A 26,506-nucleotide genomic window follows, 5' to 3' on the forward strand; every position below is an offset into this window, starting at 1 on the left:
ACCACCACAGGTGGTCGGCGCTTCGTCGTTCGAGGACGTGCGGCTCGGCGTCAGCGCCCCACGCCCACGGGAGCCACGTAGGGCGTGAGCCCGGCGACGTCACTCGGGTAGACACGCGCGTGGACGCGGGTGCCCTCTTCTTCGTAGTCCGTGCTGACGATGCGGCCCGAGTCGTGGAGGTGGGAGACGACGTCGCCGCGGTCGTACGGCACCAACAGGTCGAGCTCGATCTCGGGTTCGGGCAGGACGGCTGCGATGCGGGCGAGCAGCTCGTCGATGCCCTCACCCGTCCGTGCCGAGACGAAGACCGCCGTCGGCTCGAGCCCGAGCAAGACGAGACGCTGGTCGTCGTCGACGAGGTCGCTCTTGTTGTAGACGACGATCTCGGCGATGTCACGACCGTCGACCTCGGCGATGACGTCACGGACGGTGGCGAGCTGGGCGGCGGGGTCGGGGTGCGACCCGTCGACGACGTGCACGATGACGTCGGACGCCTCGACCTCCTCGAGCGTCGATCGGAATGCCTCGACCAGCTGGTGAGGGAGGTTCCGCACGAATCCGACGGTGTCCGCGTACGTGAAGGGACGACCGTCGGCCGTCACGCTCTTGCGGACCGTCGCGTCCAGGGTCGCGAACAGCGCGTTCTCGACGAGGACGCCCGCGCTCGTCAACCGGTTCAGGAGGCTGGACTTCCCGGCGTTCGTGTATCCGGCGATGGCGACGGTGGGCACCTCGTTGCGGTCACGGTTGGCCCGCTTGGCGTCGCGGGCAGGCTTCATCTCTTTGATCTGCTTGCGGAGCCGGGCCATGCGGGTGTGGATGCGGCGCCGGTCGAGCTCGATCTTGGTCTCACCGGGCCCGCGGCTGCCCATTCCGGCACCCGCGCCTCCGACTTGTCCACCGGCCTGGCGGGACATCGACTCGCCCCAACCGCGGAGACGGGGCAGGAGGTACTCGAGTTGGGCCAGTTCGACCTGCGCCTTGCCCTCCCGGCTCTTGGCGTGCTGGCTGAAGATGTCGAGGATGACGGCCGTGCGGTCGATCACCTTGACCTTGACCACGTCCTCGAGGGCCCGTCGCTGGCTGGGGGCCAGCTCGGTGTCGGCGATGACGGTGTCGGCGCCGAGGGCCGCGACCGTTCCGCGCAGTTCTTCGGCCTTGCCCTTGCCCAGGTAGGTGCTCGGGTCCGGGTTCGGCCGTCGCTGTAGCAGTCCGTCGAGCACGACCGCCCCCGCCGTCTCGGCCAGGGCAGCGAGCTCGCGGAGGGAGTTCTCGGCATCCGCCATCGACCCCTGCGAGTAGACGCCGATCAGGACGACGTTCTCGAGGCGCAACTGGCGGTACTCGACCTCGGTGACGTCCTGCAGTTCGGTCGACAGGCCCGCCACGCGGCGGAGGGCCTGGCGGTCGTCGCGCTCGGACTGATCGCCGTCGGAGTCGCCGTCGTGGTGCAACGAGCGGGTCTGGATGGCCTGAGCCGGCGAGAAGACGGTGTAGCCGGATGCCCTCTGGGCCGCACGATCGAGCACGCGCGCGACGACGTCGTCGGGCTGGTCGTTCCGCTCCGGATCGAGCGGGGTCGTGGTGTGGTCTGTCATCGGGGTGATACTAACCCTTTCGGTGTGCGGAGAGCAGGGAGCGAGGCCCTGCCCGATGTTCGGTAGGTTGGCGACCATGGCCAGCGAGCACTACTTCTCCCCCCAGCCCGGCAGCGCGGCCAAGCCCCGGACGATCGAGGTCGTCCTCGCGGGCCGGGAGCTGACCCTGACCACGGCTGCCGGCGTCTTCAGCCCCGGCCGCGTCGACCCGGGCACCTCGGTCCTGCTGGGGGGCACGCCGACGCCGCCGAGGGCGGGCCATCTGTTGGACGTCGGGTGCGGGTGGGGCCCCATCACACTGAGCCTCGCGTTGTCGTCACCCGACGCGACGGTCTGGGCCGTCGACGTGAACGAGAGAGTGCTCGACCTCGTGCGCGAGAACGCGCGGTCGGTCGGCCTCGAGAACGTCAACGCCGTGACCCCCGACGGTGTTCCCGACGATCTGCGCTTCGCGACGATCTGGTCGAACCCGCCGATCCGGGTCGGCAAGGCCGAGCTGCACTCCCTGCTCGAACGGTGGCTCCCCCGCCTCGACGCGGGGTCGGACGCGTGGCTGGTCGTGCAGAAGAACCTGGGGGCCGACTCCCTGCAGCGCTGGATGAACGAGACCATGACCGGCGTCGTGGACGTGACCCGCGCCTCCACCAGCAAGGGATACCGGATACTGCGCGCCGAGCGACTCACCGACGCCGACTGATCGGACTTCTCGCCGAGGTCTGGACGCCGCCCCCGGCGCGGCTCAGAGCTCGAGCGCGCCGGTGAAGACCAGTTCGGCCGGCCCACTGAGCGAGACGTGCTCACCATCGGCGTGATGACTCACCGACACGCCCACGACGCCGCCGGGGACCTCGACCAACCAGGCCTCGGGTGCCGAGGCTCCTGCCCAGTACCGCGTCGCCAGGGCGGCCGCTGCCGCACCGGTGCCGCACGACAGGGTCTCGCCGCTGCCCCGCTCGTGGACACGCATGCGGATGCGACCCAGCCCGTCGACCACGAGCGGGTCCGCCGGGACCACGAACTCGACGTTCGCCCCGTCGGCCGGGGCCGGGTCGACGATCGGCACGTAGGTCAGGTCGAGACCGTCCAGTTCGTCGTCGCCGGCGAGTGCCACCACCACGTGGGGGTTGCCCACCGAGATCGGCAGGCCGGGACGCGCCGCGTGCAGCTCGCGCGCCCGCACGACCGGATCGTCGTCGCCGAGCCTCCACGGCCCCAGGTCGACGCGGAAGCCCGTGCCGTCACGACGCACCTCACGCGCGCCGGCCCGTGTGCCGACGACGAGCACGTCGTCCTCGCCCAGCTGGACCAGCCCCCGCTCGAGGAGGTAGCGCGCGAAGACACGGATGCCGTTGCCGCACATCTCGGCCGGGCTGCCGTCGGCGTTGTGGTAGTCCATGAACCACTCGGCGCGGGGCTCGGTCTCGAGCAGGCCCGCCTCGGTGGACAACGCCGCCGTGCGGACCGCACGGATGACCCCGTCCCCGCCCACCCCGAACCTCCGGTCCGCCAGGGCCCGGATCATGGCAGGGCTCAGGTCGGTGCCCGCATCGGGATCGGTGAACAAGACGAAGTCGTTGCCCGTGCCGTGCCCCTTGGTGAACTGCAGCGTGGTGGTCACCCCAGGATTCTAGCCACGGCCCGGTCGACCGCCTGGGCGTCGCCCGAGCGGGACCACTCGACGTCGTCGTACCGGCGGAACCAGCTCGCCTGGCGGCGGGCGTAGCGACGGGTGAGGGCTGCCGTGGCATCGATGGCGTCCCCCTCGCCGAGCTCACCCCGGATCTGGGCGACGGCCTGCGCGTAACCGATCGCCCGGCTCGCCGTGACCCCTCGCTCGAGCCCGAGGGTAAGCAGACCCCGCACCTCGTCGACGAGGCCGTCTCGCCACATCTGGTCGACGCGTCGGTCGAGACGTTCGACGAGCACGGGGCGCTCCTCGGCCACGCCGAAGACGATCGACGGCCGCCACGGTGACGACTTCTCGGGCAGCGTTCCCGAGAGGGGACGGCCGGTGAGGTCCCCGACCTCGAGCGCCCGGACGAGACGTCGGGCGTTGGAGGGCCCGATCGACGTGGCGGACGCCGGATCACGCTCTCTCAACAAGTCGTACAGCGCCCCTGGCCCCTGCTCGTCGGCGATCGCCTCGTAGCGACTCCGGATCGCAGGGTCGGTGCCGGGGAACCGGAAGTCGAACAACACGCTCGAGACGTAGAGCCCGGACCCACCGACGAGGACCGGCACCGCCCCGCGCGCGACGATGCCGTCGATGAGGTCCCTGGCTTCGCGTTGATACCATTCGACGCTCGCCTCGTCGGTGACGTCGAGGACGTCGAGGAGATGATGCGCGAAGCCTCGCCGTTCGGCGACCGGCAGTTTGGCCGTGCCGACGTCCATGCCCCGGTAGAGCTGCATGGCGTCCGCGTTGACGATCTCGACCGTCTCGCCCCGGGCCGACAGTGCCTCGGCGAGGTCCAGCGAGAAGGCGGACTTCCCCGTGCCCGTCGCTCCGACGATCGCGACCAGCACGTCAGCGGAGGTCGTCGGTCGTGCTGTAGATCGGCGTCGTCGCCACCCGCAGCGTGGGCAGACCGAGGCTCACCCTCGCCGGCCGAGCCGAGGAGGCGCGGGTCGCGTCGCCCCCGGACGGCACCCCGCACGAGGCGGCCTGCGCGGCGTCCCAGGCATCACCCGCGCGCGTGCGACGGACCTCGTAGAGGGATTCGGGCCCCTCGACCGCATCGGCGAGCAGGTAGAACGGCGCGGCGTCGGTGATCCTCACGCTGACGACGTCGCCGGGTCGCGGAACGGCAGCACCCGTCGGCACCTCGAAGTGGACGAGACGGCTGTCTTCGGCGCGACCCGAGAGACGGTGGGTGGAGGCGTCCTTCCGCCCCTCGCCGGTGGCCACGAGGACCTCGACGGGACGCCCGACCTGGCGACGGTTCTCTTCGGCCGAGATGCGGTCCTGAACGGCCGTCAACCGCTCGAACCGTTCTTGGACGACGGCCTTGGGAATCTGGTCGGCCATCTCGCCCGCGGGTGTCCCGGGGCGCACCGAGTACTGGAACGTGAACGCCGAGGCGAACCGGGATCGTTCGACGACCCGGAGGGTCTCGGCGAAGTCGTCCTCGGTCTCGCCGGGGAACCCGACGATGATGTCGGTGCTGATCGCGGCGTCGGGCATGGCCGCGCGCACACGATCGATGATGCCGAGGAACTTCTCGCTGCGGTAGCTGCGTCGCATGGCCCGCAACACCCGGTCGGACCCCGATTGCAGGGGCATGTGCAACTGGGGCATCACAGCGGGCGTCTCGGCCATGGCGGCGATGACGTCGTCGGTGAAGGACGCCGGGTGCGGGCTGGTGAAGCGCACCCGCTCGAGCCCGGGGATCGCGCCGACGGCCCGCAGCAACTTGCCGAAGGCGAGTCGATCGCCGAACTCGACACCGTACGAGTTCACGTTCTGCCCGAGCAGCGTCACCTCGACGGCCCCGTCGTCGACGAGCGCCCCGACCTCGGCGAGGATGTCGCCGGGGCGGCGGTCCTTCTCCTTGCCTCGGAGCGAAGGGACGATGCAGAAGGTGCAGGTGTTGTTGCAGCCGACCGAGATCGAGACCCAGCCGCTGTGCGTGGACTCGCGCTTGGTCGGCAAGGTCGAAGGGAAGACGTCGAGCGCTTCGAGGATCTCGAGCTGGGCCTCGTCGTTGTGCCGCGCGCGTTCGAGCAGCGTGGGCAGGGCACCCATGTTGTGCGTACCGAAGACGACGTCGACCCACGGCGCCCTGTCGAGGATGACGTCCTTGTCTTTCTGGGCCAGGCACCCGCCGACGGCGATCTGCATGCCTTCGTGCTTCTTCTTCAGGCCGGCGAGGGTCCCCAGGGTCCCGTAGAGCTTCTTGTCGGCGTTCTCGCGTACTGCGCAGGTGTTGATGACGACGATGTCGGCCTCGGCTCCGTCGGCGGCCACGTAGCCGGCCGCCTCGAGTGAACCACTCAACCGCTCCGAATCGTGCACGTTCATCTGGCACCCGAAGGTACGGACCTCGTACGTGCGGGCCGGGCCGTCGACGGGCGAGGGGATGCTGGTGGTGGCGACCGTCGTCATGGTGACTCAGTGTAGATCGCCGCCACCCCCGAGCCGATCACTCGAAGCGGACGCCGCCCCGACCGCTGCCACCCCGAGGCAGGGCCTTCTCGATGGCACGACGCACGACCTCGGACCGGTACCCGCGGCGCATCAGGTACCCGTTGAGACGACGCTCCGCCGTCTCGCGGTCGAGCCCGCGCAACGAACCGGCCCGTTTGCGAGCCCATTCGTCGGCACGTTCTTGCTCTTCGTCGTCGTCCGTGTCGGACAGCGCCTCGTCGATGATCGACGGATCGATTCCACGGGCGCGGAGTTCGGACGTGACGGCCCCGCGGCCCAGCCCCTTGCGCTCTTGCTTCGACCGGACCAGGGTCGCGGCCAGTTCGCTGTCGTCGAGCAGGCCCACCCGCTCGAGCCGAGCGATCTCGTCGGCGACGACCGATTCATCGAGGTCACGCGAGAGAAGCAGCTTCTCCATCTCGTGAGAGGACACACCACGGCGCGAGAGGGCGTGCAGGCTGACGTTCTCCGCCCGTCGCTTCTGCGCGTCGAGGTCCTCCGGCCCGTCATCGGGCTGATCGTCGAACCCGGTGGCCTTGGGCCGACCGGCCGCGCCCGCCCGAGAACCTCGCGCGGACGGGTGGTCGGCCTCCGAGGCCAGCGGGGACGCGTCGCCGACCCAGTGGGCGCTGATGGCCGTCAGGACGGCTTCGAAATCGTGGGACGGAGCGTCCGAAGCCGCTGGAGCGACCCTCTCGCCGGACGTCGACGATCCGGTTGCAACACCGAAGAGGGGCGTGACCGGCGCGAGCCGCCCGCTGTCGACGCCGTCGACAGCGGGACCCGCCCCCGTGGCGTCGTCGTCGCGCGTGGTCATGCGCCCTTGCGAGCGGCGATCTTGGCCTCGATCGACTCGACGGGCGCTTCGACGGGCTTGGCACCACCGACTCCGAGCTTGGCGAGGATCTTCTGCTCGATCTCTTGAGCGATGGCGGCGTTCTTGATGAGGAAGTTGCGCGAGTTCTCTTTACCCTGACCGAGCTGGTCGCCTTCGTACGTGTACCAGGCACCCGACTTGCGGACGATGCCGTGCTCGACACCGAAGTCGATGAGGCTGCCCTCGCGCGAGATGCCTACACCGTAGAGGATGTCGAACTCGGCCTGCTTGAAGGGCGGAGCCATCTTGTTCTTGACGACCTTGACGCGGGTGCGGTTGCCGACCGCGTCGGTACCGTCCTTCAACGTCTCGATGCGGCGGATGTCGAGACGTACGGACGCGTAGAACTTGAGCGCCTTTCCGCCGGCCGTCGTCTCGGGGCTGCCGAAGAAGACACCGATCTTCTCGCGCAGCTGGTTGATGAAGATCATCGTGGTGCCGGTCTGGCTGAGCCCACCGGTCAACTTGCGCAATGCCTGTGACATGAGTCGAGCCTGCAGACCGACGTGCGAGTCGCCCATCTCACCCTCGATCTCGGCACGCGGCACGAGCGCGGCGACCGAGTCGATGACGACGAGGTCGATCGACCCCGAACGGACGAGCATGTCGGCGATCTCGAGAGCCTGCTCACCCGTGTCGGGCTGCGAGACCAGCAGCGCGTCGATGTCGACGCCGAGCTTCTTGGCGTACTCGGGGTCGAGAGCGTGCTCGGCGTCGATGAACGCAGCGATGCCGCCGTTGCGTTGGGCATTCGCGATGGCGTGCAGGGTCAGGGTCGTCTTACCGGACGACTCGGGACCGTAGATCTCGACGATGCGGCCACGAGGGATGCCACCGATGCCGAGAGCGACGTCGAGGGCGATCGAGCCGGTGGGGATCACCGCCACGGGAGCACGCTCGTCGCTGCCGAGGCGCATGACGGCGCCCTTGCCGAACTGGCGGTCGATCTGGGCGAGAGCCGTCTCGAGTGCTTTCTCGCGGTTTTCAACTGAGGGCATGTCGTTCTCCTTCGTGGTGGTCGTCCGTGCGCCTGTAGGCTGTCGCGTCGACGCCGACCGGTGGTGCAAGGTCGTCGTCGCTACGACAAGGCTGGTGTCGCCGGCATGTGCCGGTGACGCGGGACGTCGATGCGAGAAACGCTACGGGCCACCTCCGACATCGCAGTGGCGGTGGGGGCCCGACGTACAGAACTCGCTCGTCCACGTCCTTGTGGAGGACGCTACCATCCGTCCGAACAGGTGTTCGACCCATCGGCCTCGGCGTGTCGAACACACGCCCGACCGGACTGCGCCTCAGTCCGTCGGTTCGGGCAACCCCACACCGTGGCGACGGCCCATGGGGACGCCCTCGGCGTCGCAGAGGGCGAGCCACACGTCGCGGGGTGACTCGCCCTGCGCGATCGCCTGGTCGGCGGTCCTGTCACCGAGCGACTGGATCACGAGATCCCGGGTGACCACCCGACCGTAGGCTTCTCCGAACTCGTCCTCGACGGCCCGGGCGAACTCGCTCTTGCGCATCAGGCGAGGGTACCCCGGACGACGAACGCCCCCGGCGGGAGCCGGGGGCGTTCGTGGCGACGAAGGACGGTCAGCGGACCGCGAGGTCGGAGTCGAACTCGGCGACGAGGTCGTCCGGAAGCGTGTCGGGGATCGGGTTCAGCCCCTCGATGACGGCCATGCGGTCACCGACCTCGCGCATGATGACCGAGATGGGCGTCTCGAGGGCGTCCGCGACGGACGCGAGGATCTCGGAACTCGCTTCTTTCTGACCCCGCTCGACCTCGCTGAGGTAACCGAGGGCGACGCTGGCCTTGCTCGCGACCTGACGGAGCGTGCGACCCTTCTGCAGACGGAAGTCGCGAAGGACGTCGCCGATTTCTTGACGTACCAGGACCATGGGACCCTCCTTCGGGGACGACCCATCTGCCGGGATGGTTGCAGATGGGGGACGGCGGGTGGTGCTCGGACCGACTGACCACGACTGTAGCCATCGGGGACTGTGCACCTGTTGTGAACTCGAGAGATGTAACGAGACCGAAACGCCGGCTATTCCCTCGTCTCGACCAGCCATCGATCGAGTGCTGCGAGGGATTCGGAGACGGTGGCGTTTCGGATGGCCTGCCGATCGCCCGCGAGCGAGAGCTCGGCGACGCGGACGTCACCGGGCACCGCCAGACCGACGAAGACCGTTCCGGGTGCGTGACCGCCCTGGGGGTCGGGACCGGCGACGCCGGTGGTCGCGAGACCGATGTCGGCTGGGTGACCGCCTGCGGCCAACCGATCCCGAACCCCGACGGCCATGGACGCGGCGACGTCGGGATGCACGGGTCCGTGTCGTGCGAGCAGTCCTGGATCGACCCCGAGGAGCGTGTGCTTGAGCTCTGTCTGGTAAGCGACCACCCCGCCCAGGACGACGGCCGAGGCTCCGGGCACGGACACGAGTTCGGCGACCAGGGCACCGCCGGTGAGGGACTCGGCGACGGCGACCGTCAGCCCCCTGCTCGTCAACTCGGCCACGAGGTCGGCAGCCACGGTCATGCAGAGGTTCGTCCGTGCTTCATCGCCACGCGCAGGTAGTCCGCCCCGGAGACGAGGGTGGCGACCGTGGCCGCCGTCATGAGCACGCCGTTGACCCAGTGCATGCCTTCTCCGACGACGTTCCAGAAGGGGAAGAGCGCCAGCGTCACCGCGACGGCTTGCAGTACGGTCTTGACCTTGCCGCCGCGGGAGGCCGGGATCACCCGGTCACGCAAGACGGCGAAGCGGTAGACGGTGATGCCGACCTCGCGGACGAGGATGAGGGCCGTGACCCACCACGGCAGCTCACCGAGGATGGTGAGCGAGACGAGTGCGCCACCGATCAACACCTTGTCGGCGATCGGATCGACGATCTTGCCGAAGTCGGTCACGAGGTCGAGGCCACGGGCCAGCATGCCGTCGAGGCTGTCGGTGAGGATCGCGACGACGAACAGGGCAGCGGCCCAGACGCGGAGTGAGCCGTCGGCCCCGTCGTCGATCAGCAACCAGGCGATGAACAGCGGCGCCATGAGTATGCGCACGACGGTGATCACGTTCGCGATGTTGCCGGTGCTGGCGGGCCCGGGCCCTCTCGAGGCCACCCGCCCTCGGAACGAGAAGGCCGAGCGTGTTGCCGTCGGGCGGGAGGCGTCGTCGTGGCTCATGGTCTACTCCCTGCCGGTCAGGTGCCAGGCGTCTTCGCTGCCGGCGTCGTCGTCCTCGGCGTACCCACGGGTCATGGCCTCGACCGGATCGCCGTCGTAGTCACCGGCGTCGGCGCGCGCGGCGGAAGAGGACCCCGAGGAGGCGCGGCCGGCGCCGGCGTCGGAGGCCGCGTCACCCCCGCGCAGCTTCGCGAGCACACCGGGGAGCTGCTCGGTGGTGACGAGCACGTCGCGAGCCTTCGACCCTTCGGACGGACCGACGATGTCTCGCGACTCCATGAGGTCCATCAGGCGGCCGGCCTTGGCGAACCCGACGCGCAGCTTGCGCTGGAGCATCGACGTCGAACCGAACTGCGTGCTGACCACGAGCTCGGCAGCCGCGAGGAGCAACTCGAGGTCGTCGCCGATGTCACCGTCGATCTCGCGCTTCTCGACCACCGCGGCGACGTCGGGACGGTAGTCGGGTCGCGCCTGGCGGGTGACGTGGGCCACGACCTGGGCGATCTCGTTCTCTTGAACCCAGGCGCCCTGGACGCGCATGGCCTTGGAAGCACCCATGGGGAGGAACAGCCCGTCGCCCTGACCGATGAGCTTGTCGGCCCCGGGCTGGTCGAGGATCACCCGCGAGTCGGTGACGCTCGAGACGGCGAACGCGAAGCGCGAGGGGACGTTCGCCTTGATGAGTCCGGTCACGACGTCGACCGAGGGGCGCTGCGTCGCGAGAACGAGGTGGATTCCGGACGCACGGGCCAGCTGGGTGATGCGGACGATGCTGTCCTCGACGTCGCGCGGAGCCACCATCATGAGGTCGGCCAACTCGTCGACGACCACGAGGAGGTAGGGGTACGGCTTGAGCTTGCGCTGACTGCCGACGGGGAGGACGATCTCGCCACCGACGACGGCGCGGTTGAAGTCGTCGATGTGCCGGAAGCCGAAGCTGGCGAGGTCGTCGTACCTCATGTCCATCTCTTTGACGACCCATTGCAAGGCCTCGGCGGCCTTCTTGGGGTTCGTGATGATGGGCGTGATCAGGTGCGGCACGCCGGCGTAGATCGAGAGCTCGACCCGCTTGGGGTCGATCAGCACCATGCGGACGTCGGTCGGCTTGGCGCGCATCAGCAACGAGGTGATCATCGAGTTGATGAAGCTGGACTTGCCCGACCCGGTGGCGCCGGCCACGAGCAGGTGCGGCATCTTGGCCAGGTTGGCCACGACGTAGCCGCCCTCGACGTCCTTGCCGACGCCGATCGTGAGCGGGTGGACGCTCTTGCTCGCCGCTGAGGACCGCAGGACGTCGCCGAGGGCGACGATCTCTTTGTCGGTGTTGGGGATCTCGACGCCGATCGCACTCTTGCCGGGGATCGGCGACAGGATGCGGACCTCGTTGGAGGCCACCGCGTAGGCGAGGTTCTTGGTCAGGGCGGTGACCCGCTCGACCTTGACGCCGGGACCGAGTTCGATCTCGTACCGCGTGACGGTCGGACCGCGCTTGAGGCCGGTCACCTTGGCGTCGACGTTGAACTGGTCGAGCACCTGGCTGATGGCGGCCACGATCGCGTCGTTCGCCTCGCTGCGGGCCTTCGCGGGCTCGCCGACCGACAGGCTCGAGGCAGCGGGGAGGCGATACGGGGCGCTCTCGGCACCGTCGTCGACCTCGTCGAGAGAGGGCGGTGCCGCCTCGTCGGGGTCGACCGCCAGGAAGTCGGCCGCTGCGTCGCTCTCGCCGACGGGCTCGGCCGGGACGACCGGGACGACCGGGAGCACCGTGGTCGACGCGGTGGGCTGAACGGACGGGACGTCGAACCCCTGGGCACGGACGGCGTCCTCTGCCCGATCGAGGTCGCCGAGGAGGTCGGCGGAGAAGACGTCGGTCGGAGCCGTCGTCGGCGCGGCGGAGCCTGCCGCACCCGCCGCGGCGGCGCTGCCCGCGTCGTCCACGCTCGGCTCGAAGACGGGCTTCTTCCGTCGACGTCGTCCGGACGGCTCGGTGGCGGACGACTCGTCCGCCTTCACGAGTGGGGTGTCGTATGCGGGGTCCTCCTCGCGCTGGTCCTTGTTCCGCCGCCACCAGGGCAACGACTCGGACTCTGCCAGGTCGACGAGGTCGGGATCGGCGTCGGCCCCGTCCGCAGCCGAGGTCGTCTCGCCGAAGAGGTAGGAGTAGAGCTCGCCCAGACGGCGGTGGATGCGGTTCGGCGGCGTCTTGGTGATGATGAGCAGCGAGAACGCCAGCAAGATGACGACGAGAGGGACCGCGACCCACTCGGTGGCGAGAGCGACGAGCCAGGACGCCACGACCCAACCCAGCACGCCGCCACCGGTGGCGAGGGCCCGGAGCCCGGCAGCGGCCTCGGGTTGCCCTCCGAAGATGTGGCACAGAGCGCTGATCGAGACGATGGACAGGCCCAGTCCGATGCCGATGCGGGTGTTGTCGTGGACGGACGCCGGGTGCCGGAAGAGCCAGCCCGCGAAGAGGATCATGATGACCGGCAGGGCGTAGGCCACGCGCCCCACGAGCCCGCCGAACGTGTAGGCGTCGAAGCCGACCGCGAGGGGGCTGGTCGGGTTGAGCCACTCGACGACGGCCCCGGCGATCGCCAGCAGCACGAGCAGGAACGGCACGCCGTCTCGCCGCTCGTCCTTCGCCAGGGACTCTTTGCCCAGGAGCCGGAACGCGCCCCCGGTCAGGTGCGCGAGCCCCATCCACGCCGCCACGAACGGCCCTGGGCCGTCGGGGACCGGGTCGGGCTGACGGGAAGCGGGCAGCTTCTTGGTCGCGTTGGTGACGCCGGAGGTCTGCGACGCTCGCGACGACGAGCGAGCGCGCGCGGTCGACTTGGTGGGCGTGGCCATGGGCTCCAAGGTACCTCTCGGCACGGACAGCGGCCGGAGGTGCTCCGGTGTGTGTCAGTAGCGGATGGCGTCGATCACCTTGACGCGGATCGCCACGAGAGCAGGCAGGAGACCGGCCACCGCTCCGATCGCCGTGGCCGACGCCAGACCGATCAGGGCCGCCTCGACCGGGAACGGCGGGAGATCGCTGACGGCGCCCTGCGCGATGAAGCCCTGGACCGTCGGGTTCTCGACGACCAGGACGGCCACCATCACGCCGACGGCTCCCGCGACGACCGTGCCGACGACGCTCTCGAGCATGACCGAGAAGAAGACCCGAGGAGCCGTGGCCCCGAAGGACCGGCGCACGCCGATCTCGCGGATGCGCTGACGGACGGTCACGAGCGCGATGTTGACGAGGCCGAGACCGCCCAGCAACAACACCAGCACACCGACCCCGGTGATGATCAGCTTGATGGGACCGAAGGGGTCGGCGTCGCCGCCTGCGGCGTAGTCCTGTCGCGACACGTCGACCTGCACGTCGTCGCCGAGGCTGGCCCCCATGTCGGACGCCACCTGAGCACTCAGGGCATCGCTGGTCTCGGGCGGCAGCCACATCTCGTACTGCGGGGTCTCGGCGCCGTAGCTCGCCAGGGCGAGGTCGTGGTCGGTGATCGGCAGAAGGTACATCTGCGGACCGTCGTACTCGGTCGCGGCCGAGACTCCGGTGACGACGAGCGTCGCCGAATCCGCCCCTCGGACCAGCAGGGTCGGATGCGACGACAACGGTGGGGAACCGAGCTGCCCCCAGAGCACCTCGTTGACGATGACGGGCGGCGCGAGACGTGACGCGTCCCCGTCGGTGAACCACGACCCCTCCGTCATGACGACCCGGTGCATCTCGCCGTAGGGGACGTCGACCGTGACGGCCCCGACCTCGGTCACTCCGTCCGGCAGCTGGACGGCTCGATTGCCGTACACGACGCGGCTGGTCTGCTCGATTCCGTAGCGTGCCGTCGTCGTGGCGAAGGCGTCCGCGATCGCCTCGGTGCTCGGCGACGTGGCACCGTTGGAGTAGGCGTTGACGTAATAGTTCGCGGGACGGCCACCGAACCGCTCCGCGTTCTCGCGGGAGGACTGCTCGGCGAGCCCGCCGAGGGCGACCACGCCGGTCAGGGCCGCGACGGCGACTGCGACCCCGATCAGGCTGAGCAGCACGCGGAGCTTGTTGACGCGCAGTTCGGCCCAGGCCTCGGCGAAAGCCCCCACCACGTCGGCCACCACACGCTTCACGCGTCGACCTCGTCCCGCGAGGACGACGTCGACGCGGCAGACGACGACGTCGACGTCGGTGTTCCGAGAGCTCCGTCGACCGACGCCGAGAGGACACCGGTGTCGAGCTGGTAGTGCCTCGAGGCCCGGGCGGCGACGGCCAGGTCGTGGGTGATGGTGACCAGGGCGGCCTCGTTCTCGGTCGCGATGCCGTCCAGCAGCGTCATCACCCCGGCGCCCGTCTCGACGTCGAGGGCGCCGGTGGGTTCGTCGGCGAGGATGACGCGCGGCCGTCGCACGAGCGAGCGGGCGATCGCGACGCGCTGTTGTTCGCCACCCGACAGGCGATGGGGCATGGAGTCGGCCCGGTGACCGAGACCCACGCGCTCGAGCATCTCGCCCGCGATGGACCGGCGACGCCAGAACTCGGAACCCGACGAGTAGAGCAGGGGGGTCATGACGTTCTCGAGGGCCGAGCGCCCCTGGAGCAGGTTGAACTGCTGGAAGATGAACCCGACCTGGGCACCCCTCAGCCGGTCGCGCCGTCCGCGCCGGATCGAGCGTACGTCGACGTCGTCGAACCAGTGCGTCCCCGTGGTGGGCTCGTCGATGAGCCCGAGGATGTTGAGCAGCGTGGACTTGCCCGACCCCGAACGACCCACGATGCTCACGTGCTCGCCGGCGTCGACCTCGAGGTCGACGCCGGTCAGGATGTCCAGCGTCCGGTCGTCGGAGAGGGGCACCGTCTTGGTGACCGCCTCGAGCCTGATCAGCGCCATCAGCCGCAGAGGTCCGCGCCCGTGGCCGGGTCGACGCAGTCGCCCTGTGGTGCGGCGGCGGCACCCGGGACGAACTCGAGCACCTGGTCGCCCTCGGCGAGGCCACCCGTGACCTCGACGATCGTGCCGTCGTTGATGCCGAGCGTGATGTCGCGCTCCTCGGTGGAACCGTCCGCTCCGACGACCGAGACGACGCCCTTGCCCGCCGCGCCCTCCACGGCCGTGAGGGGCACGGTCAGGACGTCGGTGGCGACACCGGCAGGGATGGTCAGCCTGGCGGCGAGTCCGCTGAACACGGTGACGTCGCCCGGCACGACGCAGGAGACGCTCTGGCCCGACGAGTCCCCCGTCGGCGCCCCGGCGTCCCCGCCGTCGTCCGGCCCGGCGGACGACGAGGTGCTCCCCCCGACGGTGAGCGCCGTGCACGGGAACGGTGCCGGTCCCCCGGTGATCGCGACGGAACCCTCGGTCGGGCGGCTGACGAGACGGTACAGCTGGTCCGCGGCGAGCGACCCCGTCACGTGGAAGGTGGGAGGCGCGACCTGCGCGACCGCGTCACCCACGACGACCGTCTGGTCCTTGATCACCGCGACGGCCGAGATCGTCCCGGCCACGGGTGCCGTGATGACGGCCGTCTTGACGATCGGCTTGCGCTCGGTCACGGTGCCGTCGGCGGCCACCAGGGGCTCCTGCGGCGTCTCGGACCGGAGCGTCGCGAGTCGGTCCCCCGCCGCGACCGCCTGTCCCTTGACGACGTCGACGCCGGTGACCGTGCCCGCCAGCGTCGCGGGCACGGGAGCCGCGGGGTCGGCGACGACGCTCGCGTCCACCACCACGTCGTTCGTGATGGTGCCGACGGCCACGGCGACCTGTGGTTCGACGAGCTCGCCGGTCGGCACGGCGACGGTGTCGTCGCCGACGGCCGGCGCCGCGAAGAACGCGAGCTTGACGAGTGCCGCCGCGATGGCGACGAAGATCAGGATGCGCAGGATCGGGAAGACCCAGACTTTGGCGATGCGCACGGCTACCCCCGGTCGATGTACTGACGTGTCAGACGTCACCGTATCGACGCGCCGGGTGTCGCCGCCTCACCCCCGAGGATGACTGCGGGCCCGCGATGTCCTCCTCGAGGACCATCAGAGTGCCGGCCTCGCGCCCGGGGTACGACGACGGCCCACGGGGTCTCCCGTGGGCCGTCGTCGTGTGCCTGCGCGTCAGGCGCTGATGACCACCGGCACGATCATCGGACGACGACGGTGCTGCGTGTTCACCCAGCGACCGACCGTGCGCCGCACGACCTGGCTGAAGGCATGCGTGTCGCGCGTGCCGTTCTCCGCCGCCTCGGTGAGGGCCGCGATGATCTTGGGCTTGACGTCGTCGAACACCCGCTCGTCTTCTGCGAAGCCACGCGACTGGATCTCGGGTCCGACCACGACACGGCCCGTGGACGCGTCCATCGCGATGAAGACCGAGATGAAGCCCTCTTCGCTCAGGATGCGGCGGTCCTTGAGATCGGCGTCGGTGATCTCGCCGACGGTCGAGCCGTCGACGTAGACGTAACCGATGTCGAGCTGGCCGACGACCTCGGCGACTCCGTCGCGCAGGTCGACGACGATGCCGTCCTCGCCGAGGATGGTGTTCTTCTGCGGCACGCCGGTCCGGACCGCCAACGCCGCGTTCGCGTACAGGTGCCGGTGCTCGCCGTGGACGGGCATGACGTTCTTCGGCCGCAGGATGTTGTAGCAGTACAACAGCTCGCCGGCGGAGGCGTGCCCCGAGACGTGGACCTTGGCGTTGCCCTTGTGGACGACCTTAGCCCCGAGTTTGGTGAGGCCGTCGATGACGCGGTAGACCGCGTTCTCGTTGCCGGGGATCAGGCTCGACGCGAGGATGATCGTGTCGTCCGCGCCGATCTCGATCTGGTGTTCGAGGTTCGCCATGCGGGCGAGGACGGCCATCGGCTCGCCCTGGGACCCGGTGCTCATGTAGACGATGCGGTCGTCGGGAAGGTCTTTGGCCTTCTTGGCGTCGATCAGGACGCCGTCCGGCACCTTGAGGTACCCCAGGTCGGCCGCGATGCCCATGTTGCGGACCATCGAGCGGCCCATGAAGGCCACGCGGCGGCCGTTGGCGTGAGCCGCGTCGAGCACCTGCTGGACGCGGTGCACGTGGCTGGAGAAGCTCGCGACGACCACGCGACGCGGAGCCCGGCGGATCACGTCGTCGAGCACGGGCCCGATGTCCCGCTCGAGCGCGGTGAACCCGGGCACGTCGGCGTTCGTCGAGTCGGGCAGGAAGAGGTCCACGCCCTCTTCACCGAGGCGGGCGAACGCCCGGAGGTCGGTGATGCGGTCGTCGAGCGGCAGTTGGTCCATCTTGAAGTCGCCGGTGTGCAGCACGGTGCCGGCCGACGTGCGGATGGCGACGGCGAGAGCGTCCGGGATCGAGTGGTTGACCGCGATGAACTCGAGGTCGTACGGCCCGAGCGACTCGCGCCCACCCTCTTTGACGGCCAGGGTGTAAGGCGTGATGCGGTGCTCTTTGAGCTTCGCCTCGATCAGCGCGAGCGTCAGCTGCGAACCGATCAGCGGGATGTCCTTGCGGAGACGCAGGAGGTAGGGCACGGCGCCGATGTGGTCCTCGTGGCCGTGCGTCAGCACGACGGCGAGGATGTCGTCGAGGCGATCACGGATGGGCGAGAAGTCGGGCAGGATCAGGTCGACGCCGGGCTGGTGCTCTTCGGGGAAGAGCACTCCGCAGTCGACGATGAGCAGCTTGCCGTCGATCTCGTAGACCGTCATGTTGCGGCCGATCTCGCCGAGCCCGCCGACCGGGATCACGCGGAGCGTGCCTTTGGCGAGTTCTCGGGGGGCGTGGATTGTCGTGGGCATCTGTTCCTTCGGTTGGCGTGGGGCTCGTGCCCCTCTGTGCGGGAGGTCTGCGGCCGACGTCGTCGTCGGCGGGGATCAGGAGGTCAGCGCGTGGTGCCGTGCACCTTGGGCAGCGCACCGCCGGCCGCCGCGTTGCGGTCGGGCCGGAAGCGGCTGAGGTCGAGGCCGGGGATCGAGCCCACGTGCGACAGCTCGTCCTCGATCAGGGCGGCCTCGCTGTCTTCCGGGCCGACCAGGGGGAGGCGCACGCGGGGGCTCGAGATGCGACCGAGGCCATGCAGGATGTACTTCGCCGCGACGGTGCCCGGCACGTGCGTCATGACGGCGCGCACGAGCGGCTCGAGCATCTGGTGCGCCTCGGTCGCGGTGTGCAGGTCGCCGGCGTTCACGGCGTCGACGATGGTGCGGTACGGCGCCGCGGCGATGTTCGCGGTGACGCCGATGAGGCCCGAGGCGCCGATGGCGAGGTGGGGCAGCACGTTGGCGTCGTCGCCCGAGAAGTAGAGGAGGTCGGTCTGGTTCAGGACGCGACTGACTTCGGCGAAGTCGCCCTTGGCGTCCTTCACGGCGACGATGTTCGGGTGCTTGGCGGCCCGGAGCAGGGTCTCGTACCTGATCGGGATGCCGGTGCGGCCCGGGATGTCGTACAGGATGACCGGCAGGTCGGTCGCGTCGGCGATCATGCGGAAGTGCGTGAGCACACCGGCCTGCGTGGGTTTGTTGTAGTAAGGCGTGACGATCATGACGCCGTCGGCGCCGGCCTTCTCGCTGGCCTTGTAGAGCTGGATGGCGTGCGCCGTCTCGTTCGACCCGCCACCCGTGATGATCTTGGCCCGGCCTGCGGCGACCGACTTGCCCACCTCGACGAGTCGGAGCTTCTCGGGGTCGGTCAGCGTGCTGGTCTCGCCCGTCGTGCCCGTGACGACGATGCCGTCGGCCCCGGCGCTGATGCAGTCGTCGATGTGCTTCTCGACAGCAGGCCAATCGACCTCGCCGTCAGCGGTGAACGGCGTCACGAGGGCGACGAGGACCTGACCGAAGGGGTTGCTGATGTTCGACACGCCCTCCAGCGTACTGGCTCGCGTCGGGCCCGACCTCCTCGTGAGGCGTCGGACGCCCCGGTCAGGAGGCGCCGGTCGCGTCGGCGAGGACGGCCGTCAGGGGGCGACGCGCCCGTTCGCCCCGAACGCCGCGTAGGTGAGGGGCATGAGCTCGGCCCAGAGGTCTTCCATCTTCTCGGCGCACATCTCGATCTCGCGCTGCGGGAACGACGGGAAGTGGGTGCCCTCGCGCTTCGTCCGGAGGCTCAGGAAGTTCATCAGGGACCGTGCGTTCACGGTCACGTACATCGACGAGTAGATGTTCAACGGCAACACGATCCGCGCGACCTCGCGGGCGATGCCGGCGTCCAGCATGCGCTGGTAGGCCTCGAACGCCTGCACCGACGCGGCGCGGGTGGCCTCGTCGACCAGCGCGGACTGCTCGGGTGTGCCGGGCAGGAAGTCGTAGGCGCCGGGCTTGCCGACCTGCTGCAGGTTGCGCGTGGGAGCGGGGACGTAGAAGACCGGGTTCAGCTCGCGGTAACGACCGCTCTCTTCGTTGTAGCTGGCCATGCGGTGACGCATGAACTCGCGGAAGACGAAGATCGGCGCCTGCACGTAGAAGGTCATCGAGTTGTGCTCGAACGGCGAGCCGTGACGGTCGCGCATCAGGTAGTTGATCAGGCCGGCACCCTTGGTCGCCTGGGCCCCGTCGGCCGACGCCTGCGCGCCGTCGAGTGTGAGCTCGCCCATGGTGGAGACCCGGGCCGCGAACAGCACGTCGGAGTCGTGGGCACTCGAGCGGACCAGCTCGACGGTGACGTCGGAACGGAACTCGGGGGTCTTGTCGGCGGGCACGGCGGGGGTGGCTTCGGTCTCGGGCACGGCGTCGACTCTACCTCGCAGGGCGCTCCCGACGGGAAGCGCCCGCGCCACCGGCGGACGCTCCCCCAGCGGGCCGGAATACGGTGTCCCCATGACCGACGCACTCACCGTCCTGATCTCCGGCGCCAGCGGCATGATCGGCACCGAACTCACCCGCCAGCTGCGCGAGGCAGGCCACCGTCCGCTCTCGCTGGTGCGTCGCGAACCCCGGGCCGACGACGAGTACACCTGGGTGCCCAGCGCCGGCATCGTCGACCACGACCTGATCGCCCGCGCGGACGCCGTCGTGAACCTGGCCGGCGCCTCCTTGGGTCGTCTGCCCTGGACGGCCGGGTACAAGCGCGAGATCCTCGAGTCACGTCTGGCCGCGACGTCGACGCTCGTCGACGGCATGGCGGCGGCGTCCACGGCGCCCTCGACGTTCCTCAGCGGCTCGGCCGTCGGCGTCTACGGCGATCGGCCCGGCGAACGACTCACCGAGTCGAGCGGCCGGGGTGAGGGGTTCCTGAGCGACGTCGTCGTCGCCTGGGAGGCCGCCGCCCGGAGGGCCCCCGAGGCCACGCGCGTCGTGATGCTGCGGACCGGCATCGTCATCGGCCCCGGAGGAGGCGCGCTCAAGCCCCTGCTGCCGCTCACCAAGCTGGGGCTCGGCTCACGACTCGGCACCGGTGACCAGTTCTGGCCCTGGATCAGCCTGCACGACGAGGCCGCCGCGATCGTGCACCTCCTCACGTCGTCCGTCTCGGGACCCGTGAACCTGGTCGGCCCCACGCCGGCGACGAGCGACCTCGTGACGCGCACCCTGGCGGCCGACCTGCACCGTCCCTACCTGCTGGGCGTTCCCGAGGCCGTCATCTCGACCGCCATGCAGGAGGCCGGGCGGGAGATGCTGCTGCCGAGCCAGCAGGTCGTGCCCGAGGTGCTCGAGCGCGACGGCTTCACCTTCAGGCACCGCACGGTCGAGGACGCGCTGACCGCGTTCGTCGACGCGCTCTGAGCACGCGCACGACTCGGGTGGGCGGGTTCAGCCGGCCGTCTCGCGCCGGAGCTTGATGGCCCAGCGCAGGGCCTGACGAGCTCGTCGGCGGTCACCGCAGGCGTCGTAGGCCAGGCCCAGGCGGAACCACGCGCGCCAGTCGTCGGGTGCCGCCTCGACGGCCGTCTTGTAGGCGGGGAACGCCGCGTCGGCCGCCTCGCGCTCGTACCGACCGGAGGTACGCCGTGGCAGGTCGTCGACCGGCAATCCGCCCTCGGCCGCGAGTTGCCCGACGATCTGCTGCGTACGCAGACCGAAGCGCAGCTCGACCACCAGGGCGAACAGTCCCAGGAGGGGGAGGACGAGCAGGGCGACGCCGAGCGCGATGGCGACCGGTTCGCCCGTCGACAGGAAGAGGACGGCCCGCTGACCGACCAGCACGACGTAGAGGAGCAGGAGCAGCGCCATCAGGAGCGCGGCCGCACGCCCCTTCACGATTCGAGGGGCAGGACGGCGTCGAGCCCCACGACGACCCCGGTCACGCCCGGGGTGGCCTCGATGGCGACGAGGAGCCCCTTCTCGTACGCGCGCTGCGAGAGCGTGTCGTGCGTGAGAGTGAGGGTCTCGCCGTCACCGCCGAAGACGACCTCCTGCCTCGCGACGACGCCGCGCAGGCGCATGCTGTGCACCGGCACACTCGCCACCTGCTGACCCCTGGCCCGTTGGTCCGCGTGCGGGGCCGACACCGGGCCGAGGTCCCGACGAGCCTCGGCGATGAGTTCCGCCGTGCGCACGGCCGTGCCCGACGGCGAGTCGACCTTGCCCTGATGGTGCGCCTCGACGATCTCGACGGACTCGTAGAAGCGCGCCGCGAGGGTGGCGAACCGCGTCGCGAGCACCGAACCGATCGAGAAGTTCGGCACCACCAGGACGCCGGGGCCGTCCGCGTCGGAGACGACCGTCGAGAGACGGGCCAGGCGTTCGGCGTTGTAGCCCGAGGTCCCGACGAGCACCGGGATGCCCGCGCGGACGACGTGCTCGACGATCCCCGGACTGACGGCAGGGTGCGTGACGTCGACGACGAGGTCGGCCCCGAGGACGTCGTCGAGATCGTCGCGGGACGAGAGACCGGCGTGGAGCTCGAGCCCCGGGGTGCGCTCGACGAGGTCGACGATGAACGAACCGAGGGTGCCGGTGGCTCCCACCACGGCGATGCGCGAAGTCATGCCGTCCAACTTACCGGGGGCACCACGACGGACCGGGCCGCGCCGCGACCTAGCATGGACGGCATGCCCAGGTTCCGCGAGACGAGCGTCTCCTCCCCCGATGCCGCCGCCCTCCTGACCGAGTACTTCACCGAGCGCGAGAGCACCTTCCCCTCGGCACAGGGCACGTACACGACGACCCTGCCCGACGCCACGGCCTTCGTGCCGCGGAGCGGCGTGTTCGTCGTCGTCGAGGCAGAACCGGCCGACGCGGGCCGGGCCTCCGAGCCGACCGCGTGCGGCGGCATCCGACTCATCGCCCCCTCGGCCTCGGGGGCCGTGCGGTACGAGGTCAAGCACCTCTACGTGCGTCCCGCGGGCCGGGGACTGGGTCTCGGTCGGGCCTTGTTGGACGAACTCGAACGTCGGGCGTCCACATTCGGGGCCGACGAGATCGTGCTCGACACGAACGACAGCCTGGCGGCTGCCGGAGGGCTCTACCGCAGCGCGGGGTACGCGACGATCGAGCCCTACAACGCGAACCCGAACGCCACGACGTGGTACGGCAAGGCCGTCCGGGCAGAGGACCCGCGCGGGACCGCCTGAGGGCGGTGCCTCCGGCGGACGAAGACCTCAGAAGGGCTGTTCGACCGGAAGGCCGGTGCGCAGCTCGACGGGCAGGTGCCCGAGGTCGTTGTGCGTCACGAGCTCCGGCGGCTTCGCCGATCGCACCCGGATGATCGTCAGCCCGGCGTTGGCCTGGTTGACGCCCATCCACCGCCAGTCCGGCGCTCCGAACACCTCGCGGACGAACCACCCGATCACGAAGTTGTGCGTGATGAGGAGATCGTGGCGGTCCTCTCGGGCCGGGGTGAGCCACTCGGCGACCGCGTCGGACATCTGGGCCTGCCCGGCCTCGATCTGCTCGTCCGTGACCCCGCCGAAGAACGGCTTGTAGGACGACGGCATGTCGGCCGTCGGACCGGACGGCACGCAGTCGAAGAGGAGGGTCGACGGCTGTGACTCGAGGGCCGGCATGCGCTCGGTCATGATCGCGGCCGTCTCTTCGGCGCGCTCGAGCGGGGAGTGCCACGCTGCGTCGAAGGGGACTCCCCCGAGGCGCTCGGCGAGGAGGCGCACCTGGCGTTTGCCCCGTTCGCTCAGTGGACCGTCGGGCAGTCCGTGCTCGGCGTCCTGCTGTTCGCCGTGCCGGACGAGGTAGAGGTAATGGGACACCGTCGTCTCCTGGTTCATTGAGGGGTCGCTCCCGACGTCGTCGTCGGGATCGGGATCGGGAAGGACGTCTCGTCGACCTCGCCCACCAGCACGGTCGACAAGGGGCCGGAGAGGAGACGGTCCGCCAACGTCCGGACGTCGTCGGACGTCACGGCCTCGACCCGGGCGAGGGACGTGTCGAGGTCGACGAACTCACCCGTCGAGATCTCGGCCCGACCGAGGCGGTTCATCCGGGTGTCGCTGTCCTCCAGGGCAAGGGCCGCCGCCCCTCCGAGTTGGCCGAGGGCTCGTCGGCGCTCGTCGTCGGTGATGCCGTCGGTGGCGAGGCCTTCGAGCTCGCCGAGCATGAGCCGGGCGACCTCTCCGGCATTGGCGGGCGTGCACCCGGCATAGAGCCCGAAGAGACCGGCGTCGGAGTAGCTCGGGGCGAACGAGTAGACCGAGTAGGCGAGTCCACGGCGCTCACGGATCTCTTGGAACAGTCGAGACGACATGCCCCCGCCGAGCACCGAGTTCAGCACGGCCAGGGCGGGTCGGCGGTCGTCCCCGACGGAGATGCCCGGCAGCCCCAGCAGGACGGTGGCCTGCTCGAGGGGACGCCGGATCACCTGGAGCGGTTCACCCGCGACGAGCCCGACGGGTGCGTCGTCGCGACGGGGCACGGGCGACGCCGACTCGGTGGGCCACCCGGCCCGGTCGAGCGCCGCCGTCAACCGCTCGAGTGCTCGGTCGTGGTCGACCGCCCCGGCGATGGACACGACGAGATCCTGCGGACGGTAGTTCGCTCGGTAGTGCCGGTCCACGTCGTCGCGGGCCGCAGCACGGATGCTCTCGGGCGACCCCCCGATCGGACGACCGAGCGGGTGGTCGCCGAAGACCGACTCGAAGAGCCGCTCACCGGCCATGTCGGCTGGATCGTCCTCCGCCATGGCGAGTTCTTCGAGGATCACCCCTCGTTCGGTCTCGAATTCGGCCGGGTCGAGGGTCGACGAGGTCACCATGTCGGTGAGCACGTCGATCGCGTCGTCGAGGTCGACGTCGCGCACCCGGGCGTAGTAGCAGGTGTACTCCTTGGCCGTCGCGGCGTTGTGCTCGCCACCCACCGACTCGAACGACACCGCGATGTCGAGGGCGGACCGGGTCGGGGTGCCCTTGAAGAGGAGGTGCTCGAGGAAGTGGGTCGACCCCCGTTCGGCGTCCGACTCGTCACGGGACCCGACCGCGACCCAGAGGCCGATGGTCGTGCTGCGCGCCCCGGGCATGCGCTCGCTGAGCACCCGGACGCCCGAGGGCAGCACGGTGCGCCTCACCAGCGCGTCGCCCGTGGCGCGGAAGGAGATCTCGACCTCGTCGAGCGGGAAGGAGACAGGGCCGTTCATCATGTCGAGCCTAGGCGACCTCCCCTGCGGTAGTCCGTGAGCCCCACGGGACGGCTGGCACCCGAACTGGGGGACGATTCTGAGGACAAACAGACAACTCTGTTTGTCCTCATCGGTGTTAGAGTCAGACCACCGACGACGACCCCATCCCCCCTGATGGTCGTCGTCGGCGGCTGGTCGGACGTCGTCAGAAGGTCCGGAGCGCGCGTCCCCCACGCGGCTTCTAGCCGAGACGTCCCAAGGAGCCACGCTGTGACGGTCGATTCCCCCCAACCGGCCGTCCAGCGTCTCCCTGGTCGCCCTCGCGCCGACTCCCCCGTCCCCGGTGCCCGATCCCGCGTCCTGACGACCGCCAATCGCCTGTTCTACGACGAGGGCGTCCGCGTCGTCGGCGTCGACCGCCTCATCGCCGAGTCGTCGGTGACCAAGGCGACGTTCTACAAGCACTTCGGCGCGAAGGACACCCTCGTGCTCGAGTACCTCGCCGGTCGTCACGACCTCGAGGCAGCCGAGCTGTCCGCCCTGGTCGAGGCCCACGACGGGGGCCGCGCGACCCTCGAGGCGTACCTCGAGGCGGTCGGCGCCCGACTCCAGACCGTGTCGTTCCGAGGCTCGGCCTTCGCCAACGCGGCGTCCGAGTTCAGCGATCCGACCCACCCCGTCCGTCTCGCCATCGCCGAGCACCGCGAGTGGCTGACGGCCGAGATGGTCTCCCTCTTCAAGGTCGCGGGCCACCCCCTGCCGGGCGACGCAGCGGACGATCTCGTCCTCGCCCTCGACGGCGCCCAGGTGGGCGCCTACGCCGGCGACGCCATCGCCGCGGCGGCTTCCCTGCGCCGCACGGCGGAGCGGCTCCTCGTCGCCGCCTAGGTCATCGGCGGACGACGCAGCACATCGACGTCACCATGGGCGCTGTCCCGGCAGCGCGTCACCGTGGCGCCGTCCCCGCGGACGTCGTCGTCGGGTACCCCCAGGTACGGGCCGACCACGTCGCCTGGCGGTCAGGCCGAGGCGCGGTCGAGGTCGAGGACCTGGTTGCGTGTGAGCTGCACCCGCGCGGCCTGGGCGAGTTCGTAGACCTGCTTGGCGTTCGTCGCACTGGCCACCGGTGCCACGACGTTCGGCTTGGCGAGCAACCAGGCCAGCGCGATCGCAGCACTCGAGACCTCGTGGACGGACGCGATGCGGTCCAGCTCGTGCACGACCCTGAGGCCCCTCTTGGACAAGTACTTCGCGAGCGCCCGGCGACGGGGGCTGTGGGCGAAGTCGGAGCGCGAACGGTACTTGCCCGCGAGGAACCCACTGGCGAGGGCGAAGCGCGGCATGACGGCGAGTCGCTGCTGCGCGGCGACGTGCGCCAGGCCCTTCTCGTACTCGGACCGGTCGAGGAGGTTGTACTGGTTCTGCAGGGCCACCATCGGGGCGATTCCGAGCATCCCCGCCGCGATGCGGGCCTCGTAGAGGCGGTTGCCCGAGTGATGGGAACCACCGAACCATCGGACCTTGCCCACCCGGATGAGGTGGTCGACGGCCAGCAGGGTGCGCTCGAACGCCACCTCGGTGTCGTCCACGTGCAGGTAGAGCAGGTCGATGTGGTCGGTTCCGAGCCGCTCGAGGGACGCGTCGACGGCCCGCTCGATCGCGCGGGGGGTCAGACCGGGGTTGTCGGCGCTCTTGCCCACCTTGGTGGACACGACCATGTCGTCGCGTGATCGACGGGAGCGCATCCACGATCCGATCATGATCTCGCTGCGACCCCCGGCGTAGGAGTCGGCCGTGTCGACGAAGTTGCCGCCGAGATCGAAGTAGGCATCGAGCACGGAGGTCGTCTCGGCCTGGTCGGCCGTCCACCCGAACACGTTGCCGCCGAGGGCCAAGGGGAAGACCTTGAGGTCGGAGAGGCCCAGACGGCGGCGCGGCTGGATGATGCCGAGATCGACGGGAACGGTGGGCTGGGCGGCGGACGCCCGGGCGGCGGCGGCCGCGATGGCGGCTGCGGCGGCGACGTCGGACGTGGCAGAACGGGCGAGCTCGGCCGTCGTCTCGGTCACGCCGTTCCTTCCTCGTCGCGAGTTCCCGATGCGACTCTGTGCGATCGCATGGGGTATGGTTCGCCCTCCACGATCAAGAATACGGCCACGCGCCCGGTTTCCGCCGCCGCCGCACCCAATCGTTACGCCGTGTCGCCGCCCCGATCCGGGGGACGCG

The 26,506-nt window shown here is 70.0% G+C and carries 26 protein-coding genes; 4 read left to right on the plus strand and 22 right to left on the minus strand.

Features of this window, described 5'->3' with window-relative positions; translation table 11 throughout:
- Positions 1-50 precede the first annotated feature (50 nt).
- Positions 51-1,598 (minus strand): GTPase HflX, encoded by a 1,548-nt coding sequence (gene hflX / locus EDF21_RS13975; protein WP_123571780.1) that lies wholly within the window; start codon positions 1,596-1,598, stop codon positions 51-53.
- A gap of 76 nt (positions 1,599-1,674) precedes the next feature.
- Between hflX and EDF21_RS13980 the strand changes: the two genes are divergently transcribed.
- Positions 1,675-2,295: a class I SAM-dependent methyltransferase gene (locus tag EDF21_RS13980; RefSeq protein WP_123571781.1), complete on the plus strand. Its 621-nt coding sequence runs from the start codon at positions 1,675-1,677 to the stop codon at positions 2,293-2,295.
- A 42-nt stretch (positions 2,296-2,337) separates the two neighbouring features.
- On the opposite strand, the gene dapF is transcribed toward EDF21_RS13980, so the two are convergent.
- From dapF to thyX, 16 genes are all read right to left on the minus strand, one after another.
- Entirely contained in the window at positions 2,338-3,216 is an 879-nt protein-coding gene (gene dapF / locus EDF21_RS13985) for a diaminopimelate epimerase (RefSeq protein ID WP_056048080.1), read from the minus strand.
- The gene (gene miaA, locus EDF21_RS13990) at positions 3,213-4,124 is read right to left on the minus strand and encodes a tRNA (adenosine(37)-N6)-dimethylallyltransferase MiaA (RefSeq protein WP_123571782.1); all 912 of its coding nucleotides are present in this window, start codon (positions 4,122-4,124) and stop codon (positions 3,213-3,215) included. The genes dapF and miaA overlap by 4 nt, the downstream gene beginning before the upstream one ends.
- Position 4,125: 1 nt before the next feature.
- On the minus strand, positions 4,126-5,703 hold the full coding sequence (miaB, locus tag EDF21_RS13995; RefSeq protein WP_123571783.1) for a tRNA (N6-isopentenyl adenosine(37)-C2)-methylthiotransferase MiaB: 1,578 nt from the start codon (positions 5,701-5,703) through the stop codon (positions 4,126-4,128).
- 37 nt (positions 5,704-5,740) lie between these two features.
- Complete coding sequence (locus tag EDF21_RS14000) at positions 5,741-6,562, minus strand: regulatory protein RecX (protein WP_123571784.1); 822 nt, start codon at positions 6,560-6,562, stop codon at positions 5,741-5,743.
- Positions 6,559-7,620, minus strand: coding sequence for a recombinase RecA (gene recA / locus EDF21_RS14005; RefSeq protein ID WP_056048091.1), 1,062 nt, complete (start codon positions 7,618-7,620; stop codon positions 6,559-6,561). Before recA ends, EDF21_RS14000 begins: the two co-directional genes overlap by 4 nt.
- A 294-nt stretch (positions 7,621-7,914) precedes the next feature.
- Entirely contained in the window at positions 7,915-8,139 is a 225-nt protein-coding gene (locus EDF21_RS14010; RefSeq protein WP_056048094.1) for a DUF3046 domain-containing protein, read from the minus strand.
- Positions 8,140-8,209: 70 nt separating this feature from the next.
- The gene (locus EDF21_RS14015; protein ID WP_043596680.1) at positions 8,210-8,518 is read right to left on the minus strand and encodes a helix-turn-helix domain-containing protein; all 309 of its coding nucleotides are present in this window, start codon (positions 8,516-8,518) and stop codon (positions 8,210-8,212) included.
- Positions 8,519-8,667: 149 nt separating this feature from the next.
- Positions 8,668-9,159 carry a CinA family protein gene (locus EDF21_RS14020; protein WP_056048098.1) on the minus strand — a complete coding sequence of 164 codons (492 nt, stop codon included), beginning with the start codon at positions 9,157-9,159 and terminating at the stop codon, positions 8,668-8,670.
- Positions 9,156-9,803 carry a CDP-diacylglycerol--glycerol-3-phosphate 3-phosphatidyltransferase gene (pgsA, locus tag EDF21_RS14025; protein ID WP_123571785.1) on the minus strand — a complete coding sequence of 216 codons (648 nt, stop codon included), beginning with the start codon at positions 9,801-9,803 and terminating at the stop codon, positions 9,156-9,158. The genes EDF21_RS14020 and pgsA overlap by 4 nt, the downstream gene beginning before the upstream one ends.
- A gap of 3 nt (positions 9,804-9,806) precedes the next feature.
- Positions 9,807-12,656 carry a DNA translocase FtsK gene (locus EDF21_RS14030; RefSeq protein WP_123571786.1) on the minus strand — a complete coding sequence of 950 codons (2,850 nt, stop codon included), beginning with the start codon at positions 12,654-12,656 and terminating at the stop codon, positions 9,807-9,809.
- Between the two features lie 54 nt (positions 12,657-12,710).
- Positions 12,711-13,928 (minus strand): ABC transporter permease, encoded by a 1,218-nt coding sequence (locus EDF21_RS14035; protein ID WP_123571787.1) that lies wholly within the window; start codon positions 13,926-13,928, stop codon positions 12,711-12,713.
- A complete protein-coding gene (locus EDF21_RS14040; protein WP_123571788.1) occupies positions 13,925-14,686 on the minus strand; it encodes an ABC transporter ATP-binding protein in 762 nt (253 codons plus the stop codon). Before EDF21_RS14040 ends, EDF21_RS14035 begins: the two co-directional genes overlap by 4 nt.
- Positions 14,686-15,708, minus strand: coding sequence for a hypothetical protein (locus EDF21_RS14045; protein ID WP_056048114.1), 1,023 nt, complete (start codon positions 15,706-15,708; stop codon positions 14,686-14,688). Before EDF21_RS14045 ends, EDF21_RS14040 begins: the two co-directional genes overlap by 1 nt.
- Before the next feature lie 192 nt (positions 15,709-15,900).
- Positions 15,901-17,577 (minus strand): ribonuclease J, encoded by a 1,677-nt coding sequence (locus EDF21_RS14050; protein ID WP_043596674.1) that lies wholly within the window; start codon positions 17,575-17,577, stop codon positions 15,901-15,903.
- 83 nt (positions 17,578-17,660) lie between these two features.
- The gene (gene dapA / locus EDF21_RS14055; protein ID WP_123571789.1) at positions 17,661-18,638 is read right to left on the minus strand and encodes a 4-hydroxy-tetrahydrodipicolinate synthase; all 978 of its coding nucleotides are present in this window, start codon (positions 18,636-18,638) and stop codon (positions 17,661-17,663) included.
- Positions 18,639-18,734: 96 nt separating this feature from the next.
- Positions 18,735-19,502 carry an FAD-dependent thymidylate synthase gene (gene thyX / locus EDF21_RS14060; RefSeq protein WP_233568516.1) on the minus strand — a complete coding sequence of 256 codons (768 nt, stop codon included), beginning with the start codon at positions 19,500-19,502 and terminating at the stop codon, positions 18,735-18,737.
- A 91-nt stretch (positions 19,503-19,593) separates the two neighbouring features.
- Between thyX and EDF21_RS14065 the strand changes: the two genes are divergently transcribed.
- Positions 19,594-20,499, plus strand: a complete 906-nt coding sequence (locus EDF21_RS14065; protein WP_123571790.1) for a TIGR01777 family oxidoreductase — start codon at positions 19,594-19,596, stop codon at positions 20,497-20,499.
- 27 nt (positions 20,500-20,526) lie between these two features.
- On the opposite strand, the gene EDF21_RS14070 is transcribed toward EDF21_RS14065, so the two are convergent.
- Both EDF21_RS14070 and dapB read right to left on the minus strand, forming a co-directional pair.
- A complete protein-coding gene (locus tag EDF21_RS14070; RefSeq protein WP_123571887.1) occupies positions 20,527-20,946 on the minus strand; it encodes a tetratricopeptide repeat protein in 420 nt (139 codons plus the stop codon).
- A 23-nt stretch (positions 20,947-20,969) separates the two neighbouring features.
- Positions 20,970-21,704 carry a 4-hydroxy-tetrahydrodipicolinate reductase gene (gene dapB / locus EDF21_RS14075; protein ID WP_056048121.1) on the minus strand — a complete coding sequence of 245 codons (735 nt, stop codon included), beginning with the start codon at positions 21,702-21,704 and terminating at the stop codon, positions 20,970-20,972.
- A gap of 63 nt (positions 21,705-21,767) precedes the next feature.
- Between dapB and EDF21_RS14080 the strand changes: the two genes are divergently transcribed.
- Positions 21,768-22,289, plus strand: a complete 522-nt coding sequence (locus EDF21_RS14080) for a GNAT family N-acetyltransferase (RefSeq protein ID WP_123571888.1) — start codon at positions 21,768-21,770, stop codon at positions 22,287-22,289.
- Positions 22,290-22,316: 27 nt separating this feature from the next.
- On the opposite strand, the gene EDF21_RS14085 is transcribed toward EDF21_RS14080, so the two are convergent.
- Together EDF21_RS14085 and EDF21_RS14090 are read right to left on the minus strand one after the other, a co-directional pair.
- A complete protein-coding gene (locus EDF21_RS14085; protein WP_056049062.1) occupies positions 22,317-22,919 on the minus strand; it encodes a histidine phosphatase family protein in 603 nt (200 codons plus the stop codon).
- 14 nt (positions 22,920-22,933) lie between these two features.
- On the minus strand, positions 22,934-24,298 hold the full coding sequence (locus EDF21_RS14090; protein ID WP_123571791.1) for a pitrilysin family protein: 1,365 nt from the start codon (positions 24,296-24,298) through the stop codon (positions 22,934-22,936).
- A 252-nt stretch (positions 24,299-24,550) separates the two neighbouring features.
- Here EDF21_RS14090 and EDF21_RS14095 point away from each other — a divergent pair, with 252 nt between their 5' ends.
- Positions 24,551-25,168, plus strand: coding sequence for a TetR/AcrR family transcriptional regulator (locus EDF21_RS14095; RefSeq protein WP_123571792.1), 618 nt, complete (start codon positions 24,551-24,553; stop codon positions 25,166-25,168).
- Between the two features lie 131 nt (positions 25,169-25,299).
- Here EDF21_RS14095 and EDF21_RS14100 read toward each other — a convergent pair whose 3' ends face one another.
- A complete protein-coding gene (locus EDF21_RS14100; protein ID WP_233568517.1) occupies positions 25,300-26,349 on the minus strand; it encodes an aldo/keto reductase in 1,050 nt (349 codons plus the stop codon).
- Positions 26,350-26,506: the final 157 nt, after the last annotated feature.

The sequence above is a fragment of the Frigoribacterium sp. PhB118 genome, from assembly GCF_003751725.1.
Lineage (GTDB): Bacteria > Actinomycetota > Actinomycetes > Actinomycetales > Microbacteriaceae > Frigoribacterium.

What these genes read in the sequence shown, in the direction of transcription:
- EDF21_RS14040 (WP_123571788.1), bottom strand. Translation starts at nt 14,686, where the DNA reads ATGGCGCTGATCAGGCTCGAGGCGGTCACCAAGACGGTGCCCCTCTCC.
- EDF21_RS14015 (WP_043596680.1), bottom strand. Translation starts at nt 8,518, where the DNA reads ATGGTCCTGGTACGTCAAGAAATCGGCGACGTCCTTCGCGACTTCCGT.
- EDF21_RS14050 (WP_043596674.1), bottom strand. Translation starts at nt 17,577, where the DNA reads ATGCCCACGACAATCCACGCCCCCCGAGAACTCGCCAAAGGCACGCTC.
- EDF21_RS14010 (WP_056048094.1), bottom strand. Translation starts at nt 8,139, where the DNA reads ATGCGCAAGAGCGAGTTCGCCCGGGCCGTCGAGGACGAGTTCGGAGAA.
- EDF21_RS14080 (WP_123571888.1), top strand. Translation starts at nt 21,768, where the DNA reads ATGCCCAGGTTCCGCGAGACGAGCGTCTCCTCCCCCGATGCCGCCGCC.
- EDF21_RS14030 (WP_123571786.1), bottom strand. Translation starts at nt 12,656, where the DNA reads ATGGCCACGCCCACCAAGTCGACCGCGCGCGCTCGCTCGTCGTCGCGA.
- EDF21_RS14090 (WP_123571791.1), bottom strand. Translation starts at nt 24,298, where the DNA reads ATGAACGGCCCTGTCTCCTTCCCGCTCGACGAGGTCGAGATCTCCTTC.
- hflX (WP_123571780.1), bottom strand. Translation starts at nt 1,598, where the DNA reads ATGACAGACCACACCACGACCCCGCTCGATCCGGAGCGGAACGACCAG.
- recA (WP_056048091.1), bottom strand. Translation starts at nt 7,620, where the DNA reads ATGCCCTCAGTTGAAAACCGCGAGAAAGCACTCGAGACGGCTCTCGCC.
- EDF21_RS14000 (WP_123571784.1), bottom strand. Translation starts at nt 6,562, where the DNA reads ATGACCACGCGCGACGACGACGCCACGGGGGCGGGTCCCGCTGTCGAC.
- dapB (WP_056048121.1), bottom strand. Translation starts at nt 21,704, where the DNA reads ATGACTTCGCGCATCGCCGTGGTGGGAGCCACCGGCACCCTCGGTTCG.
- EDF21_RS14070 (WP_123571887.1), bottom strand. Translation starts at nt 20,946, where the DNA reads ATGGCGCTGCTCCTGCTCCTCTACGTCGTGCTGGTCGGTCAGCGGGCC.
- EDF21_RS14065 (WP_123571790.1), top strand. Translation starts at nt 19,594, where the DNA reads ATGACCGACGCACTCACCGTCCTGATCTCCGGCGCCAGCGGCATGATC.
- pgsA (WP_123571785.1), bottom strand. Translation starts at nt 9,803, where the DNA reads ATGAGCCACGACGACGCCTCCCGCCCGACGGCAACACGCTCGGCCTTC.
- miaB (WP_123571783.1), bottom strand. Translation starts at nt 5,703, where the DNA reads ATGACGACGGTCGCCACCACCAGCATCCCCTCGCCCGTCGACGGCCCG.
- EDF21_RS13980 (WP_123571781.1), top strand. Translation starts at nt 1,675, where the DNA reads ATGGCCAGCGAGCACTACTTCTCCCCCCAGCCCGGCAGCGCGGCCAAG.
- EDF21_RS14020 (WP_056048098.1), bottom strand. Translation starts at nt 9,159, where the DNA reads ATGACCGTGGCTGCCGACCTCGTGGCCGAGTTGACGAGCAGGGGGCTG.